At 70.3% G+C, this 16938-nt stretch carries 13 protein-coding genes; 10 read left to right on the top strand and 3 right to left on the bottom strand.

Going from position 1 to position 16938, the window contains the following annotated elements; all coding sequences use genetic code 11:
• The coding region (locus tag ABZ260_RS27640) for a histidine kinase (RefSeq protein ID WP_355623405.1) at positions 1-929 on the top strand (929 nt) is incomplete at its 5' end.
• Positions 926-1597 carry a response regulator transcription factor gene (locus ABZ260_RS27635; protein ID WP_355623402.1) on the top strand — a complete coding sequence of 224 codons (672 nt, stop codon included), beginning with the start codon at positions 926-928 and terminating at the stop codon, positions 1595-1597. The genes ABZ260_RS27640 and ABZ260_RS27635, both read left to right, overlap by 4 nt.
• A 271-nt stretch (positions 1598-1868) precedes the next feature.
• Here ABZ260_RS27635 and ABZ260_RS27630 read toward each other — a convergent pair whose 3' ends face one another.
• Positions 1869-4157, bottom strand: coding sequence for a hypothetical protein (locus ABZ260_RS27630; RefSeq protein ID WP_355623399.1), 2289 nt, complete (start codon positions 4155-4157; stop codon positions 1869-1871).
• A 172-nt stretch (positions 4158-4329) separates the two neighbouring features.
• On the opposite strand from ABZ260_RS27630, the gene ABZ260_RS27625 reads away from it, so the two are divergent.
• Genes ABZ260_RS27625 through ABZ260_RS27595 form a run of 7 tightly spaced genes read left to right on the top strand, consistent with a single transcriptional unit; the run spans position 4330 to position 12180 of the window.
• Positions 4330-5694: an extracellular solute-binding protein gene (locus ABZ260_RS27625; protein ID WP_355623396.1), complete on the top strand. Its 1365-nt coding sequence runs from the start codon at positions 4330-4332 to the stop codon at positions 5692-5694.
• Positions 5691-6557, top strand: a complete 867-nt coding sequence (locus ABZ260_RS27620; protein ID WP_350924146.1) for a sugar ABC transporter permease — start codon at positions 5691-5693, stop codon at positions 6555-6557. The genes ABZ260_RS27625 and ABZ260_RS27620 overlap by 4 nt, the downstream gene beginning before the upstream one ends.
• Positions 6558-6595: 38 nt before the next feature.
• Positions 6596-7408, top strand: a complete 813-nt coding sequence (locus ABZ260_RS27615; RefSeq protein ID WP_355623393.1) for a carbohydrate ABC transporter permease — start codon at positions 6596-6598, stop codon at positions 7406-7408.
• Positions 7405-8253 carry an NAD(P)-dependent oxidoreductase gene (locus ABZ260_RS27610; RefSeq protein ID WP_355623390.1) on the top strand — a complete coding sequence of 283 codons (849 nt, stop codon included), beginning with the start codon at positions 7405-7407 and terminating at the stop codon, positions 8251-8253. The genes ABZ260_RS27615 and ABZ260_RS27610 overlap by 4 nt, the downstream gene beginning before the upstream one ends.
• A gap of 2 nt (positions 8254-8255) precedes the next feature.
• Positions 8256-9506: an enolase C-terminal domain-like protein gene (locus ABZ260_RS27605; protein WP_350924140.1), complete on the top strand. Its 1251-nt coding sequence runs from the start codon at positions 8256-8258 to the stop codon at positions 9504-9506.
• 25 nt (positions 9507-9531) lie between these two features.
• A complete protein-coding gene (locus ABZ260_RS27600; protein WP_355623385.1) occupies positions 9532-10557 on the top strand; it encodes a LacI family DNA-binding transcriptional regulator in 1026 nt (341 codons plus the stop codon).
• A 21-nt stretch (positions 10558-10578) separates the two neighbouring features.
• Entirely contained in the window at positions 10579-12180 is a 1602-nt protein-coding gene (locus ABZ260_RS27595; RefSeq protein ID WP_355623382.1) for an FAD-dependent oxidoreductase, read from the top strand.
• On the opposite strand, the gene ABZ260_RS27590 is transcribed toward ABZ260_RS27595, so the two are convergent.
• Positions 12174-12572, bottom strand: a complete 399-nt coding sequence (locus tag ABZ260_RS27590; RefSeq protein WP_355623379.1) for a hypothetical protein — start codon at positions 12570-12572, stop codon at positions 12174-12176. The genes ABZ260_RS27595 and ABZ260_RS27590 overlap by 7 nt on opposite strands.
• A gap of 413 nt (positions 12573-12985) precedes the next feature.
• On the opposite strand from ABZ260_RS27590, the gene ABZ260_RS27585 reads away from it, so the two are divergent.
• Positions 12986-16456, top strand: a complete 3471-nt coding sequence (locus tag ABZ260_RS27585) for a M28 family peptidase (protein ID WP_355623376.1) — start codon at positions 12986-12988, stop codon at positions 16454-16456.
• Positions 16457-16552: 96 nt separating this feature from the next.
• On the opposite strand, the gene ABZ260_RS27580 is transcribed toward ABZ260_RS27585, so the two are convergent.
• Positions 16553-16938 (bottom strand): LuxR C-terminal-related transcriptional regulator (locus ABZ260_RS27580; RefSeq protein WP_355623373.1); only part of this gene is annotated, 386 nt, incomplete at its 5' end.

Genomic DNA, 16938 nt, shown 5'->3' with positions numbered 1-16938 from the left:
GGCGCGGGTGGCCGCTGCCCTCGCTGGCGGTGTCGCTGGCCGCAGCCGTCGCCGCGCTGCTTATGGGCGTGGACTCCGCCTACCTGCCGGTCGCCGTCGTGCTCTACTCGGTCGGCGCGCAGAAGCCGCGCAGGCAGGCCGTCACCGGACTGGCCGTGTCCCTCGTCTGCGTGCCGGCCGCCCTGCTCGCCGCCGCCTGGCCGTCCTGGACGCAGGCGCTCGGCAGCGCTGGGTTCGGCCTGGCCCTCATGGGCCTGTCCTGGACGGCAGGCCTGGCCGTACGCGAGAAGAATCTTCTTGCCGCGCGTACGGCGGAGCGGGCCGTGGTCGAGGAGCGGCTGCGGATCGCCAGAGACCTGCACGACGTCGTCGCGCACAGCATGAGCCTGATCACGATGAAGGCGGGGGTTGCCGGGCTCGTCGCCGAGACCCATCCCCAGGAGGCGCGCGAGGCGCTGCGGCTCATCGAGACCACCGGCAGGGAGGCGATGCTGGAGATGCGCGCGATGCTCGGCATGCTGCGCTCGCAGACCAGCCCCCAGGGCACGGCGCCCGCGCCCCGGCTGCAGGACCTGCACGCGCTGGCCGCGCACGCGGGGGTCGAGGTGGACCTGCGCGTCGAGGCCGAGGAGCTGCCCGAGGGGGTCGGCCTGGCTGTCTACCGGATCGTCCAGGAGGCGCTGACCAACGTGGTGAAGCACGCGGGAACCGGCTGTCGGGTGCGGGTCACCGTACCGAAGGCAGGGGTGGTGGAGGTCGAGGTGGCCGACGAAGGCCGGGGCACGCCGCGCGACGGGGGCGGCCACGGGCTGCTCGGCATGCACGAACGCTGCCTCATGTACGGCGGGCAGCTCACCGCCGGCCCGGACCCGGGCGGCGGCTTCCGCGTCCTTGCCCGCCTCCCCTACGTGCTGAAGGACACCCCGTGATCAAGGTCGCCATCGCCGACGACCAGCCGCTGCTGCGCGCCACCCTCACCAGGCTGGTCGGCACCGCCGACGACATGGTCGCCGTCGGCGAGGCGGGCACCGGCGACCAGGTCGTCGAACTGGCCGCGCGCACCAGGCCCGACGTCGTGCTCATGGACGTCCGCATGCCCGACATGGACGGACTGGCCGCGACCCGCAACATCCGCGCCGACCCGGCCCTGTCGCAGGTCCACGTCGTCATCCTGACCACCTTCGACCTCGACGAGTACGTCTACGAGGCGCTCCGCGCCGGGGCCAGCGGATTCCTGCTCAAAGACATCCCGCCAGCCGACCTGCTGGCCGCGATTCGGGTGGTCGCTTCCGGCGAGGCGCTGCTCGCGCCGACGGTCACTCGCCGGCTCATCGCCGAGTTCGCCCGCAAGGAGGCGGCCGAGCCCCTGATCGCGCGCGAGCTGGCAGCGGTGACCGGGCGCGAGCGCGAGGTGCTGACGCTCATCGCCCGCGGCCTGACCAACCCCCAGATCGCCGCGCACTTGGGGCTCAGCATCTCCACGGTTAAAACCCACGTGCGCAGGCTGCTGTCGAAGCTGGACGTGCACGACCGTGCCCAGCTCGTCATCGTCGCCTACGAATCAGGCCTGGTCACCGCCGCCAAGCGGAGCAGGTAGACGATCAGGCCGCCGCGATGGCCGTGAGGAGGCCGAGTTGGATCAGTGACCCGCAGGACGGCTTGCAGGAGCTGGGTATTGATGAACACCAGCGAGGACGGGTGTGTTGCGCCGGATGGGGATGGCCTGGGCTCCTTCTCAGCTCTTCCCAACCGTCTGCCGGTCGCCCGAACTGCGGTCGCCCAGGCCCTGAACCGGCCATGGCCCAGAGGTTCGGCCGGGAGGACGACCATCGTTCCGCCGCTGGGTGGAGTGGCCTCAGGGTAGCTGGTCAGGGGTCACTGTCAGGGGTCACTGTCAGGCCGTAGTAGATGCGCGGGGCGCCGTCCAGCCGGATTTTGACCTTGCCGCCACGGGCGGTGAGCCGCCGTTCCCTGCCGAGGCAGTCGAGCTCCCGCACCGAGCTTCCAGCGGCGGCCACCTTCAGCTCCGTCTTGGTCGGCCAGCCGTCCACCCATGGTTCCGGCGCGGCGAACCACGTGGAGCCCGGCGCGTGGTCGGTGTTGAGCAGGTACCCGTCCTTCCTGCTCCACAGGATCGAGACGGGTCCTTCCTCCGTGCTGAACAGCAGTCCTTTCAGATCGGGGTCGGCCGGCTTCAACCAGCGCACGAACGTCGCCCGGTCCAGCACCTGCGCAGCCGTGGCGTAGGCGAGCATGGACGGCTTGGCGCTGGTGTCGCGGTTCATGAGCCCGTAGTGGTACTCGGAGTTGGTCGGGTCGGCCATCTGCGGCTTGCCAAGGACGCTGTCGTGCAGCTGGTACCAGTTCACGCAGCGCACCCCCTCGGCCTTGGCCAGTGCCAGGGTGAGCAGGACGTTCTCTGCGGCCTGCCGGTAGGTGTCGTGCCACCAGCTGTTCGGCTTCGTGCAGGCGTAGGCCTCGGTCAGCCACAACTCCTTGTGCCCGTACTCCGCGATCGTCTCGCGGGCCTTGCGCAAGCCACCGAGGAAGTTCCAGTAAGAGCCGTTGGCGCCCTGCGTCCACTCCTCAGGAGGCGGCGCGTAGTCCGGCGTGAAGTTGCCCCTGCCCGGGTGGAAGGCGAACCCGTCGATGAGGTCCCAGCCGCCGGCGTCGTGGAAATTCTTGGTCCAGACGTGATCCATGCCGGCCAGGCCTGCGTTGAGCACCTTGGTGGGCGCTCCCGCGGCGGTCAGCCGGTCGCGTACCGGGCGTAGTCCGTCCCGCACGTAGGCGGCGGCGGTCTCGCCGCTCATCCATGGCCTGTTCACCTCGTTGGCGACCTCGAAGTAGTCGGCACCCGAGCTGATCGCCTTCTGCGTGTTCGTGTCGGCCCAGGCGGCGACCTCGGCGGCCGTTCCGCCCAGGGGGATCCCGGCGAGCTCGATGTTGTGACTGATCCCCGCCGCGTCGAGGGCGGCGGGCGGGAGGCCCGGTCCGCCGTCGTAGGAGATGCGGACGCGCTGGATGCCCAGGCGTTTCATCAGTCCCACAACAGCGGCGGCGTCGGGCTGGAGCAGCCAGGGGTAGTTGGCGATGCCGAACATGCTGTCGGCGCCCGCCTGGTAGGTGTGCGGTGGCAGGACGGCGAGGTTGGTGCGGGCAAACGCGCTGTCGGTGCCCGCGGTGGCGCTCACCTCGGTGAACACGATTCCGCGGGGTGGCGAGGTGACGGTGAAGGTCTGTCTCCACGCGGCTCCTGCCGCGACCGTGCCGGTCACGCTGCCGCCGGCCAGCGTCCTGCCGTCGAAGTCGCGGGCCCACCACGAAAGCTTCACGCTGCGGGCGGTGCTTCCCCCGTTGGCGACCTCGGCGTGCAGGGCCATGGGCCGGCCGCCGGCGTCCCAGAGGGAGAAGGGCTGGTCGGTCCAGACCTCCACGCCGAGTGGAAGGCCCGCGCCCATGGTGCCGCCCGCGGCGGGTCGCATCGAGCCGAGCACCAGGTCGGCCTCCGTCGCGGCCGCGCTCGCGGTTCCCGTGCCCGGGGCGTGGATCCAGGTGGCGTTGGTCCAGGCAGGGGTGGTGGTGGCCAGCCGGAAGTAGGCGCGGGTGTCGGCCCAGGTCTCCTGGTAGACGACCCCGGCATTGCTTTCGTACGGCACTCCTCCGCCGGCGTCGCGGTTCCACGTCGTCAGCGCGGCGAAGGACTCGGGCGCCGAGGGCGAGACGACGGCGCGGCCGAGCATGAAGCCGGCCGGGATCAGCGTGGTCGAGCCGCCGACCTCCCAGCGAAGCTTCGCGCGGTGCGGCGCGACGCGGAAGACGCCGCGGACGGTGATTCCGCCGGCCGTGCTGGGAAGCGTGTAGTCGACCTGGATGGCCTGCGTGCCGTCCTGGAGCGTGACGAGCGACGGCGTTCCGCCGGTGGTGCGCTGGATGCCGGTGACGGAGTCCTTGGCCATGAACCCGGTGAGCCTGACCCGTTCGACGCCGCCGCCGTCGCGGACGGTGATGCCGCCGTCGGTGCCGGCGGTCAGCGTGATGCCGTCGGCGGAGATCGAAGGGGTGTCGGCCTGGGCCTGTGCCGCGGGAACCAATGCCCCTGCGAGTCCGACCGCTACGGCTCCGCCGAGGAAGCGGCGTCGGGGGATGTCAGACATGAAGATCTCTTCCCTGTCGACCTAATGCGGATTAGGGAGATGTGTACTCCGGCCGGAACGGGAGTGTCAAGGGTGATCTGTGCGCATCAGGTAATCCGCCGGTAACACCTTGACACCTTTTCCTAATGCGGATTAGATGCCTCCTAATCCGCATTAACCCAGAGGAGTAGCCATGGATGTGCCAGCCTCCAGCAGGTGGATGGCGGGGGCGCTCGTGCTCGCCGCCGCGACGGCGGGCTGCGCGTCCGGCTCGTCGGATGGGGACTCGGGTAAGACCACGATCATCGTGGCGGGCATGCCTCCCACGACCGCCGCGAAGACCCGCACCCAGTTTCTCGACGCGGTCGCCGCGTTCGAGAAGGCCAACCCCACCATCAAGATCAAGCCGACCGACACGCAGTGGGACGCCAGGACGTTCGCGACCCGGCTGGCCGGTGGAAACGCGGAGACGGTGCTGACCGTGCCGCTCACCGAGCCGCCGGGGCTCATCGCCCGGCGCCAGGTCGCCGACCTCAGCACCGAGATCAAGAGCCTGCCGCACGCGGGAGACTTCGACCCCCGCGCGCTGGCCCCCGCGACCGGTGCGGACGGCAAGATTTACGGCCTGCCCGTCACCGAGTACGCGCTGGGCCTGGTCTACAACCGCGCCCTGTTCACGAAGGCGGGCCTCGACCCGGACCGGCCACCGGCCACGTGGGACGAGGTCAGGACGGCGGCCAAGAAGATCGCCGGGACGGGAGCGGCCGGGTACACACAGATGACGGTCAAGAACACCGGCGGCTGGATCCTGACCGCGATGACCTACTCCTTCGGCGGCCGGATGGAGAAGCAGGAGGGCGACAAGTACGTCTCCTCGCTCCTGGACGGCCCGGCGGAGCAGGCGCTGCGGCACCTGTCCGCGATGCGGTGGCAGGACGACTCCATGGGCGCCAACCAACTGCGCACCCAGCAGGACGCGGAGCGCGACTTCGCCGCCGGCAAGATCGGCATGATGATCGGCACCGTGAACAGCTACAACCGCTACACCACCCTCTACTCCGGCAAGCCGGACGACTTCGGCATCGCGGCGCTGCCGCAGCAGGGCAGCGGAAAGGCGACACTGCTGGGCGGGCTGGTGGCGGCCGTCAACGCCAAGGCCACAGCCGCGCAGCGAGCCGCCGCGGTGAAGTGGATCGACTTCTACTACCTCAAGCCCAACTACGACCCGGCGGCCGCCGAGCAGCTGGCCGTGGCCAACGCCGCGGACAAGCTGGCCGTCGGCCTGCCCACGCTGCCGTTCTACGGCACGTCGGTGTCAGGCCCGGTGAACGCCGCGATCGCCAAGCACACCAACATCCCGATGTCGAACTTCGCGCCCTACGTGAAGGAAACCGACAAACTGGAGTACGTCGTCGAGCCTCCTGTCGCCGCCCAGGACCTGTACGGCGCGCTCGACACCGCCGTGCAGGCCGTGCTGACCCGCAAGGACGCCGACCCGCGCGACGAGCTGACGAAGGCGGCGGCGCGCGTCGCGCCACTGCTTGAGAAAGCACAGTGACCCGGGGCAAAGGCGCCGCGGCTGCGCTGTTCCTCATCCCGACTGTGCTGGTCTTCGGCCTGTTCTCGTGGTGGCCGATCATCCGCAGCGTGGTGCTCGGCTTCCAGCAGACCAACCTGGTCGAGGCGGCTACCTTCGCGGGCCTGGACAACTTCCGCACCCTGCTCGCCGACCCCCTGCTGGGCACGGCGGTGCGCAACACGCTGCTGTTCACCGGCCTGGCCCTGCTGATCGGCTTTCCGCTGCCGATCTTCCTGGCGGTGCTGATGTCGGAGCTGCGGCGCGGCTCCGGGCTGATGCGGGTGCTGGTCTACCTGCCGGTGGTGGTGCCGCCGGTGGTGGCCGTGCTGATGTGGAAGTGGTTCTACGACCCGGACTCCGGCCTGTTCAACCAGCTGCTCGGGTTGGTCGGGCTGGGACCGTACCCCTGGTTGCAGTCCACGGGCATGGCGATGCCGAGCCTGGTCCTGGAGGCGACCTGGGCGGGCGCCGGCGGCGTCGTGCTCATCTACCTGGCCGCGCTGTCCAGTGTTCCCACCGAGCTGTACGAGGCGGCCGAGCTGGACGGGGCGTCGGTGTGGCGCAGGTTGTGGCACGTGACGCTGCCGCAACTGCGGCCCATCCTGCTGATCATGCTGCTGCTCCAAGTGATCAACACCTTCCAGGTGTTCACCGAGCCGTTCGTGCTGACCGACGGCGGGCCGGAGGACTCGACGGTCACGGTGCTGCTGCTGATCTACAGGTACGCGTTCGTCAACGGCGACTACGGCACGGCAGCGGCATTGAGCGTGAGCCTGGCCGTGGTGCTGGCGGTGCTGTCCGCCGTGTACCTGCGACTCACCAGAACTTGGGGGACGAAGTGAGGGGAGTGATCTCCGACACCGAAAGACGTGGGCGCGGGATGCGCCTCGGACTGGGCACCACCCAGGTGCTGCTCATCGTGGCCCTGGTCCTGGAGGGTGCCGGGCCGATCTACTGGATCTTCAAGGGCGCGATCTCCTCCACCCAGGAGTCACTGCGCCGTCCGCTGGCCCTGTGGCCGGCGGACGTGCGATGGTCGAACCTGACGGAGGCGTGGACGACCCTGGAGGTCGGCCACTACCTGACGAACACCGTCGTACTCGTCGGCGGCGCCTGGTTCACGCAGCTGTTCGTCGCGACGACAGGCGCCTACGCGCTGTCGGTCCTGCGGCCCTCCTACGGCAAGTACGTCTACGGCGCGGTCCTGGCGACGCTGTTCCTGCCTGGCACGGTCTCGATGGTCTCGCTCTACCTGACCGTCCTGGACCTGTCCATCGCCAACACCCCGCTGTCGGTGTGGTTACCCGCTGGGGCGCACGCCTTCAACGTCCTGCTGGTCAAGCAGTTCTTCGACGGCATCCCCAAGGAGCTGTACGAGGCGGCGCGCCTCGACGGCGCCGGGCCGTGGCGGATCTTCACCCAGGTGGTGCTGCCCATGTCGCGTCCGATCCTGGCCGTGGTATCACTGCTGGCTGTCATGAACGCGTGGAAGGACTTCCTCTGGCCCATGATCGCCATCACCGACACCGAGAGCCAGCCGCTGGCGGTGGCCCTGCCCCGGCTGGCGGACACCTCGGACCAGGCCCTGCTCATCGCCGGGATGCTGATCGCGATCATCCCGCCCGTCGTGGTGTTCCTGCTGTTCCAGCGGCAGATCATCCGGGGCATCGCCTTCACGGGGCTGAAGGGATGAGGGTCCTGGTCACCGGGGCGGCAGGCCGTCTCGGCTCCGCCGTACTGACAGAACTCGCATCGCGGGACATCGCCGTGACCGCGCTCGTCGCGCAGGATCCCGGCGCGCCGGCGGCGGAGCGGGTCGTCGTGGGCGACGCCCGCGACCCGGCCACCGTCCGCGCGGCCCTCGAAGGGGCCGACGCCGTCGTTCACACGGCGGCGCTGGCCTCGCCCGAGGTGGCGGCGCCCGAGGTGGTGTTCTCGGCCAACACGATGGCGACGTTCGTGGTGCTGAACGAGGCGGGAGAACAGGGGGTACGGCGGGCCGTGATCGCCAGCAGCCTGTCGATCACCGGCCTGCCTTTCGCCAGGTCGCGCCCGAGCCCGCCGTATCTGCCGCTGGACCAGCACGTGCCGTTGCAGGTCGAGGACCCGTACGCGCTGTCCAAGCAGGTGGACGAGGCCACGGCGGCGATGATGCACCGGCGGCACGGCATGACCGTCGCCGCGCTGCGCTTCCCCTTCCTCGGTGACCAGGTCAGGCTCGCCGCGCACGCGGAGCGGCTGGCCAGGGATCCCGCGGCCGGGGCCGCGGAGGTGTGGAGCTACCTCGACCTGCGCGACGCCGCGCGTGCCTGTCTGCTCGGGCTGACGGCCCCGCTGCACGGCGCGCCGGTCATCTTCATCGCCGCGCCCGAGACGCTCGTGGCGACCCCCACCGAGGAGTTGCTCGCGGCGCACCACCCCGGCGTGCCGCGCCGTACGGCGTTGCCCGGCAGGACCGTGGCCATCGATCTCGAGCCGGCCAGGCGACTGCTCGGATTCACTGCTCGGTATCCGTTCCCAGAGGGGCGACAATCATGATCATGCCGGAGACGCAGGCGCCGTGGCAGGCCAGGGACGGGCTGCGCATCACCGGTGTACGCACGATCGTCACCGCCCCGGGCGGGGTCCCGCTCGTCGTCGTGCGGATCGACACCTCGGAACCCGGGCTGTACGGCCTGGGCTGCGCCACCTTCACCCAGCGCTTCCACGCCGTGGTCGCCGCGATCGAGCGGCACATCGCTCCCATGGTCATCGGCCGGCATCCCGCCGACATCGAGGACATCGGCCGGATGCTGCACTACTCCTCGTACTGGCGAGGCGGGCCTGTGCACAACAACGCGTTATCCGGCATCGACCAGGCGTTGTGGGACATCGCGGGCAAGCGTTTCGGCGTGCCGGTGTACGAGCTGCTGGGCGGGCGGGTCAGGGCGGCCGCCGCCGTCTACACCGGGGCTCGCGGTGGCGAGGTCGAGGAGTCGATCGAGCGGGCGGCCGCGCTCGCCGAGCAGGGTTACCGCTACGTGCGGCTGCAGGCGGGCGGGCCGGGGCTCGGCACGTACGGCGGCGTCGGCACGCCCGGCGGGTATCCGGACAGCCCCCATCCCGACGGCTGGGACGTCGGCCACTACCTGCGGAGCACGCCGAAGCTGTTCGAGCGCGCCCGCGAGGTCCTCGGTGAGGAACTCGGCCTGCTGCACGACGCGCACAACCGGCTCACGCCGAAGGAGGCCGTAGCGCTCGCGCGGTCGCTGGAGCCGTACCGGCTGTTCTTCCTGGAGGACCCGCTCGCACCCGAGCACTTCGACAGGCTGCCCGAGGTGCGGGCGGCGGCGCCGATGCCGATCGCCTCCGGCGAGCTGGTCTCCTCGGTGACCGACGCGGCGCGTCTCATCACCTCGGGTGGCGTCGACTACCTGCGTCTGCACGTCTCGGCCGTCGGCGGGCTGACGCCCGTGCGCAAGCTCGCCGCGCTGTGCGAGCTGACCGGGGTACGGACGGCCTGGCACGGGCCGCCGGACGTGTCGCCGGTGGGCGCGGCGGCCAACGTCACGCTCGACGTCACCAGCCCCGCGTTCGGGATCCAGGAGGCGCATGTCTACCCGGAGACCGTGCACGAGGTGTTCCCGGGAACGTTACGGACGGTGAACGGCTACATCACCCCCGCCGATCGGCCCGGCTGGGGCATCGACCTCGATGAGAACGCCGCCAAGCGATACCAGCCGGAAACGCACCTGCACGAGCGGTGGGCCGCGCAGGTGCGCAGGCCCGACGGCGGGATCGAGGCTCCGTGATCTACTACTTCTTGGGGGGTATGCCATGAGGCCGAGCGGTCGCCCTCGTCAGGCGGACATCGCTCGACTGGCCGGCGTCTCACAGCCGACCGTGTCCCTGATCCTCGGCGGCGGCGCCGCAGCCATGGGCATCGCCGAGGAGACCCAGCGCAAGGTCATGGAGGCCGCCGAGCAACTCGGGTACGTGCCCGACCCGATCGCCACCCGCCTGGCGGCCGGGCAGAACAACCTGCTCGGCCTCTACACCTTCACCGCGACCTTCCCCACTGAGATGTCCCACGCCTACCACCCGTTCCTGGTGGGCATCGAGGAGGAGTCGGCGGCGCAGGGCTACGACCTGCTGATGTTCATCGCCTCCAGCGTCACGGGCGAGCGCCCGCACGCCCAGGTGCTCAACCGGGTACGGCTGGCCGACGGCTGCCTGTTCCTGGGCAGGCACCTGCCCGTGCCGGAGATGGACCGCTTACTGGCCACCGATCTGCCCGTCGTCTACATAGGGCGGCACGACGAATTCGGCGACCGCCTGCCCTACATCGGCGCCGACTACGTGTCCGCCGGCGCCGCCGTGGTGCGGCACCTGGCGGGGCTGGGCCACGAGCGCATCCTGTACGTGCGCGAAGCCGACGAGGCGATCACCTCCGTTGACAGGGAGGCGGGCTTCAGAAGCGGCATGGACGAATGCGGGCTGGCAGCCGAGGTGGTGCGCACCGACGGCACCGATCTGACCCCCGATCTGCTGCGCGCCTGGCACGACCAGGGTGTCACCGCGATGGTCACCGAGGCCACCGACACCGACGCCGCCCACCGCGCCCTCCTGGCGGCTGCCGAGCGCGCGGGTCTCCGCTTCCCCGACGACCTCTCCCTGGCCACGCTCGGCGACCCCCGCGACCGCGCGGCAGGTCTCACCGGCTTCGCCATACCCCGTCGCGAAATGGGGGCCGCGGCCGTCCGGCTGCTCACGAAACTCATCGCGGGAGACCGTACGGTCCCCCGGCACCAGCTCATGACCTGCGAGCTGGTGCCGGGCGAGACCGCGGCACCTCCCCGCTAGCCCTCTCGAAAGGCACCACCCATGACCGACATCCTCATCATCGGCGGTGGGCTCGGCGGCGTCGCCGCAGCCCTGGCCGCCTGCCGCGCGGGCCGCGACGTCGTCCTCACCGAGGAGACGGACTGGATCGGCGGCCAGCTCACCGCGCAGGCCGTACCCCCTGACGAGCACCCATGGATCGAGAGCTACGGAGCCACCGCCACTTATCGTGACGTGCGCGGCTCCATCCGCGACCACTACCGGCGCTGGTACCCCATGACCGGCGGCGCGCAGCGCTGGCGCGAGCTCAACCCCGGCGCCGGATATGTCAGCAAGTTGTGCCACGAACCACGCGTCTCCCTGGCGATCCTGCAGGCCATGCTGGCTCCCCACGTGGCCGCCGGACGCCTACGCGTCCTCCTCGAACACCGCCCCGTCGATGTCGAGGTGGACCGTGACCGCGTCAGAGCCGTCACGCTGCTGGACCTCCGCTCCGGTGACTCGCACACCATCGCCGCCGCCTATGTCCTCGACGCGACGGAGACCGGCGAGTTGCTGCCGCTGGCGAAGACGGAGTACGTCACGGGTGCGGAGGCCCGCCGCGAGCACGACGAGCCGCACGCGCCGGACGAGTACCAGCCACTGAACATGCAGGGCATCACCTACTGCTTCGCCGTCTCCCACCACGACGGTGAGAACCACGTCATCGACCGGCCTTCGGACTACGGATTCTGGCGCGATTACCGGCCCGACTTCTGGCCCGGGCCGCTGCTCGGCTTCAGCGCACCGGACCCACGCACCCTGGAGCCCGAAGCCCGCTGGTTCGCCCCCAACCCACCCGGTGACCCCCGCGGGGTGCTGGCCGACCAGAGCGCCCAATCAGGGGACAAGGATCTGTGGATGTTCCGCAGGATCCTCGCCCGCGACCTGTTCGAGCCCGGCTTCGCCGCTTCCGACATCACTTTGGTCAACTGGCCGCTGAACGACTACTGGCTGCGCCCGATCATCGAGGTGGACGCCGACACGGCGGCGCTGGCGCACCGGGAGGCCAAGCAACTGTCGCTGTCGTTGCTGTACTGGCTCCAGACCGAAGCGCCCCGCCCTGACGGCGGCACCGGTTTCCCCGGGCTCCGGCTCCGCCACGACGTGGTCGGCACCGCCGACGGGCTGGCGAAGTCCGCCTATGTCAGGGAGTCGAGGCGCATCCGCGCGGTCACCACCGTCACCGAGCACCACGTCTCCAGAGCCATCCTCGGCGACCGCGGCACGCTGCGGCACCATGACTCCGTCGGAGTCGGCGCGTATCGCATCGACCTGCACCCGTCGACCGGTGGGGACAACTACATCGACATCGCCAGCGTGCCCTTCGAGATCCCGCTCGGCGCGTTGCTGCCTGTCAGAATGCGCAACCTGCTGCCCGCGGGGAAGAACATCGGCACCACGCACATCTCAAACGGGTGTTTTCGCCTGCATCCTGTGGAATGGAATGTGGGTGAAGTCGCGGGCCATCTGGCCGCGTACTGCCTGCGCCGGGAGGTGGAGCCGCAGGAGGTCAGGGAGAAGGAGACCTTGCTGGAGGAGTTCACCGGGGAACTGGACAAGATCGGAGTCGAGCGCCACTGGCCGGCACCGGCGGGCTACTGATCCTTGGCCCTGCGCCTGCCGAGAACCCCGGCGGCCGGCGCGCTCATTGAGCTGCGCGCACTCCTGGATGCCCACCCCCGGTTGCTGCTGCACAGGGTGACGGTCTCGATGAAGTCACAGGCCAGCAGAGCGTCGGCTTGCGAACGCAGGAAGACGGCCCACATGCGGGACGCCCGTTCGGGAGCCGGATCAACACCTTCTTCCCTGAGGATCTCCCAGACGGTGGACGGCGCGACCTTGATGCCAAACCGCCGATATCCCCAGGAGGGGTTCTCCCGGACCAGACGCAGGATGAGGGCGCGGATGGCATTGTCGGCAGGCGCACACCTCGCACGCCTGGAACTGGCAGAACTCGCCCTCGCCGCCTGAGCCGAGTTAACCAGCAGGGTCATCACATCGAGCAAACGTGGGAGCCCGTCGCGGACCTCGTCAGGTGGTCTGCCGGCCACCGCGACAACGCGTTGCGCGTACGGAACGGCTCCCTGCCTGCTCGCCCCGGCTCCCGGTACCCCACGGGCGGCGGACACGCGTGCGGCCCGGCGGCCGGTGTCGCCGGGCCGCCGCATGCCGGGCGCTGTTCATGGCACGTCTACGGAATTTCCGTAGGCCTACGGATGTGTTAACGGATTTTCGCGGATGCCGCCGATGCCTATCGTCTGGCGACAACAGGGTGAAACCCGATCACCCTCTCGACACCCCCCGTTTCCCATCTAACCTCGCCTGCTCGGAGATCCCCGGCGGCGTGGTGGTCCGACGTGCGCCGACAGGCGACACGGACCGGGAAGACCGAAAGGAACAGCCCCGAGTGAAACACAAGGTCTTAGCCGCGGCGACCGCTGGTATCGCCACGGTCGCCTCGATGGCGCTCGCCGCGCCACCTGCGGACGCCGCCCCGTTCCACGGCGCCCTTGCCGGATCCCTCACCCCCGCGGCCTCCGTCTCTTCCACGACCGCGGCTCCGGCCGCCGATCCCAAGTCGCTCGCCGTGGCCGCCGCCGACCGGGCCGTCGCCAGCGGGCTCGACGAACTGCGCGCGGGACCGGACGAGTCCTACGAGCGGGCCGGCGTGACGACCGGCCCGGGCGGCATGCAGTACGTCTCGTACGAACGCATGTACCGGGGCCTGCCGGTGATCGGCGGTGACGCCGTGGTCGTCACCGACTCCGCCGGACGGGTGCGCGACACCACCGCCGCCTCCGGGCCGAGCCCGCGGAACATCCCGCTGGTGGCGAAGATCACCGCGGAGCAGGCGACTCAGACCGCCAAGGCGCGGCTGTCACGGGTGGACGACGTCGGCGCGCCCCGGCTTGTGGTGCTGGCCTGGGGCGGCAAGCCCAAGCTCGCCTGGGAGGCCGTCGTCGCCGGTGTGGCGAAGAACAAGCCGAGCATCCAGCACGTGTTCGTCGATGCCCGCACCGGCGCGGTCGCCGACCACTACGACGAGGTCGTCGCGGGCACCGGCAACGCGCACTTCGCCGGTCAGGTCACCATCGACACCAGCCGCGTCGGCAGCTCCTACTCGATGACCGACGCCGGGCGGCCCGGCATCCAGTGCGGCGGCCAGAACGGCTCGGCGTACACGAAGAGCACCGACACCTGGGGCAGCGGGTCGGGCACCGACCTGGAGACCGCGTGCGTGGACGTCATGTACACGGCGGCCCAGGAATGGAACATGCTGCGCGACTGGCTCGGCCGCAACGGCATCGACGGCAGTGGCAGGGGCTTCGGCGCGCGAGTCGGGATGACCGACGTCAACGCCTACTGGACCGGCACTTACACCACCTTCGGCCGCAACCAGGCCGGCAACAAGCAATTGACGTCGATCGATGTGGTGGCGCACGAGTACGGCCACGCCATCTTCCAGACGACACCCGGCGGGGCCGGATCGCAGAGCGACAACGAGCGCGGCGGCCTGAACGAGTCCACCGGTGACATCTTCGGCGCCATCACCGAGGCCTACGCGAGCAACCCCAAGGAGCCGCTGGACTACACGGTCGGCCAGGAGGTCAACCTCGCGGGCAACGGCCCGATCCGCTACATGTACAACCCGTCCAAGGTCGGCGACCCCAACTGCTACTCCTCCTCGATCCCCAGCACCGAGGTGCACGCGGCGGCGGGCCCGCAGAACCACTGGTTCTACCTGCTGGCCGAAGGCAGCAACCCGACCAACGGCCAGCCGACCAGCCCGACCTGCAACAGCAGCACGGTCACCGGCATCGGCATCCAGAAGGCCGGGAAGATCTTCATGGGCGCGCTGTCCCGGAAGTCGTCCACCTGGAAGCACTCCAGTGTGCGCTCGGCCTCGGTCGCGGCGGCCGTGGAGCTGTTCGGCGCCAACAGCGCCGAGTGCGCGAGCACCAAGGCCGCCTGGAGCGCGGTGAGCGTGGCGGCCCAGTCCGGTGAGCCCACCTGCACCGATCCCGGCCCGGGCAGCGCCGACTTCTCCCTGTCGCTGAACCCGTCGTCCGGCTCCGTGCAGCCGGGTGGCCAGGCCACCGCCACGGTCGGCACCCAGACCACCGTGGGCAGCGCGCAGACGGTCAACCTGACCGCCTCCGGGCTGCCGTCCGGAGCGACCGCGAGCTTCACCCCGTCGTCCGTCACCTCGGGCGGCTCCGCCACGCTGACCGTCTCCACCACGTCCGCCACTCCCACCGGGACGTACCAGATCACGGTCACCGGCACCGGGACGGGCACCGGCACGCCCCGCCACACCGCCACCTACACGCTGACCGTCGGCGGCGGGACCGAACCCCCGAACATCGATGTCGCCAACGTCAAGGCGCACCTGCAGCAGTTCCAGACCATCGCCACCGGCAACGGCGGCAACCGCAGGTCCACCGGCGCCGGGTACACCCAGTCGGTCAGTTACCTCGAGCAGAAGCTGACCGCGGCCGGCTACACCGTGACCAGGCAGAACTGCACCTCGGGCTGCACCGCCGGCGCGGGCCCCAACCTGATCGCCGACTGGCCGGGTGGTGACACCAACCAGGTCATCATGGCCGGCGCACACCTCGACGGCGTCGCCGCCGGACCCGGCATCAACGACAACGGCTCCGGCTCCGGCATGCTGCTGGAGGTCGCCCTCACCCTCGCCGCCAAGCACCCCACCATGGCCAAGCACGTGCGCTTCGGCTGGTGGACCGACGAGGAGCAGGGCCTGAACGGGTCGAAGTTCTACGTCAACTCGCTCGGCTCCACCGAGCGCAGCAAGATCAAGGCGTATCTCAACTACGACATGGTCGGCTCAACCAACGCCGGATACTTCATCAACAACATCACCACCGCCACCGCCGCGGACCTCAAGGCCTACTACGACAGGCTGAACCTCCAGCCGGAGGAGAACGTCGAGGGCCAGGGCCGCTCCGACGACGCCTCGTTCAAGAACGCCGGAATCCCCACGTCCGGTCTGGCCGCGGGGGCCAGCGCCACCAAGACCTCCGCGCAGGCGGCCAAGTGGGGCGGCACCGCTGGCCGGGCGTACGACTCCTGCTACCACTCCGCGTGCGACACCGTCTCCAACGTCAACGACACCGTGCTCGGCCGGGCCGCAGGTGCCACCGCGTACGCGCTCTGGAAGGCCGCGGTGGGCGGCGACACCCCGCCGCCGACCCGTGACTTCTCGCTGTCACTGAACCCGTCGTCCGGCTCGGTCCAGCCGGGTCAGCAGGCCACCGCGACGGTCGCCACGGCCACCACGTCCGGCACGGCCCAGACGGTCAGCCTGTCGGCCACCGTGACGCCCGCCGGGCCGACGGTCAGCGTCGCCCCCACCCAGGTCACCTCGGGCGGCTCGGCCACGCTGACCGTGTCCACCTCGGCCTCCACCCCGGCCGGCACCTACAGCGTGACGGTGACCGGCGGAGGCGAGACCGCCACCCGTACCGCGACGTTCACCCTCGTGGTGAACGGCTCCACCGGCGGTGACCGGACCTTCCCCAGCACCACCGTCTACTCGATCCCCGACAACGGCTACGCGTTCAGCCCGATCCAGTCCACCGCGACCGGTCAGGCCTCCTCGCCGGTGCAGGTCGCCCTCACCGTCGAGCACCCGTGCTCGGAGACCCTCAGCGTGTACCTGATGGCCCCGGGCAGCAGCGACTTCATCACGATCAAGGACCAGGAGTTCAGCACCACATGCACCCCGTGGTCCGGCTCCCGCACCTACCAGGTGCCGGTGAGCTCGACCGCGAGCGGGGCCTGGTACCTGCTGGTCATGGACGGCAGCCAGGACGGCAGGACCGGGAATCTCACCGGCTGGAGCATCACGCTCTGACCGGTTCGTAATCCGGGGGCGAGGCCCCGGCCGGTGACCCCGGCCGGGGCTCTCGCATGTCCGGGCCGGTAACCGGGCGACCCGTTGGCGGAGGGGTCAGCGGAGCGGCGCCACGTCGTTGCGCGAGCGCACGCCGAGCTTGCGCAGCACCTTCGCCACGTGCGTCTCGACCGTACGGGGAGAGAGGAAGAGCACCTCGGCGATCTCCCGGTTGGTACGGCCGAGCGCGACCAGCCGGGCCACCTCGCTCTCCCGAGTCGAGAGCACGCCGCCCTTGGCCTTCCTGGCCCCGCGCGGCAGGCTGCCCGCGCCGATGTCGCGCAGCGTGCGGCGGCAGCGCGCCGCATCGTGGGTCGCTCCGAGCCCGGTGAACCGCTCGGCCGCGTCCGTGAGGATTTCCCCCGCGGCGGCGCGGTCGCCGAGGCCGGCCCGATCCAGCTCGCCGGGGCCCACGTGTCCGGGACACTGTTTCTCAGCGGCGC

Source organism: Streptosporangium sp. NPDC006013 (assembly GCF_040614275.1).
Lineage (GTDB): Bacteria > Actinomycetota > Actinomycetes > Streptosporangiales > Streptosporangiaceae > Streptosporangium.
Note: the sequence above shows the minus strand (reverse complement) of the source record. Positions and strands in the feature narration are given on the sequence as shown.

Excerpts from the sequence above, each read along its gene's own strand:
- ABZ260_RS27615 (WP_355623393.1), top strand. The coding sequence starts at position 6,596 with ATGCGCCTCGGACTGGGCACCACCCAGGTGCTGCTCATCGTGGCCCTG.
- ABZ260_RS27610 (WP_355623390.1), top strand. The coding sequence starts at position 7,405 with ATGAGGGTCCTGGTCACCGGGGCGGCAGGCCGTCTCGGCTCCGCCGTA.
- ABZ260_RS27625 (WP_355623396.1), top strand. The coding sequence starts at position 4,330 with ATGGATGTGCCAGCCTCCAGCAGGTGGATGGCGGGGGCGCTCGTGCTC.
- ABZ260_RS27590 (WP_355623379.1), bottom strand. The coding sequence starts at position 12,572 with ATGACCCTGCTGGTTAACTCGGCTCAGGCGGCGAGGGCGAGTTCTGCC.
- ABZ260_RS27600 (WP_355623385.1), top strand. The coding sequence starts at position 9,532 with ATGAGGCCGAGCGGTCGCCCTCGTCAGGCGGACATCGCTCGACTGGCC.
- ABZ260_RS27630 (WP_355623399.1), bottom strand. The coding sequence starts at position 4,157 with ATGTCTGACATCCCCCGACGCCGCTTCCTCGGCGGAGCCGTAGCGGTC.
- ABZ260_RS27605 (WP_350924140.1), top strand. The coding sequence starts at position 8,256 with ATGCCGGAGACGCAGGCGCCGTGGCAGGCCAGGGACGGGCTGCGCATC.
- ABZ260_RS27595 (WP_355623382.1), top strand. The coding sequence starts at position 10,579 with ATGACCGACATCCTCATCATCGGCGGTGGGCTCGGCGGCGTCGCCGCA.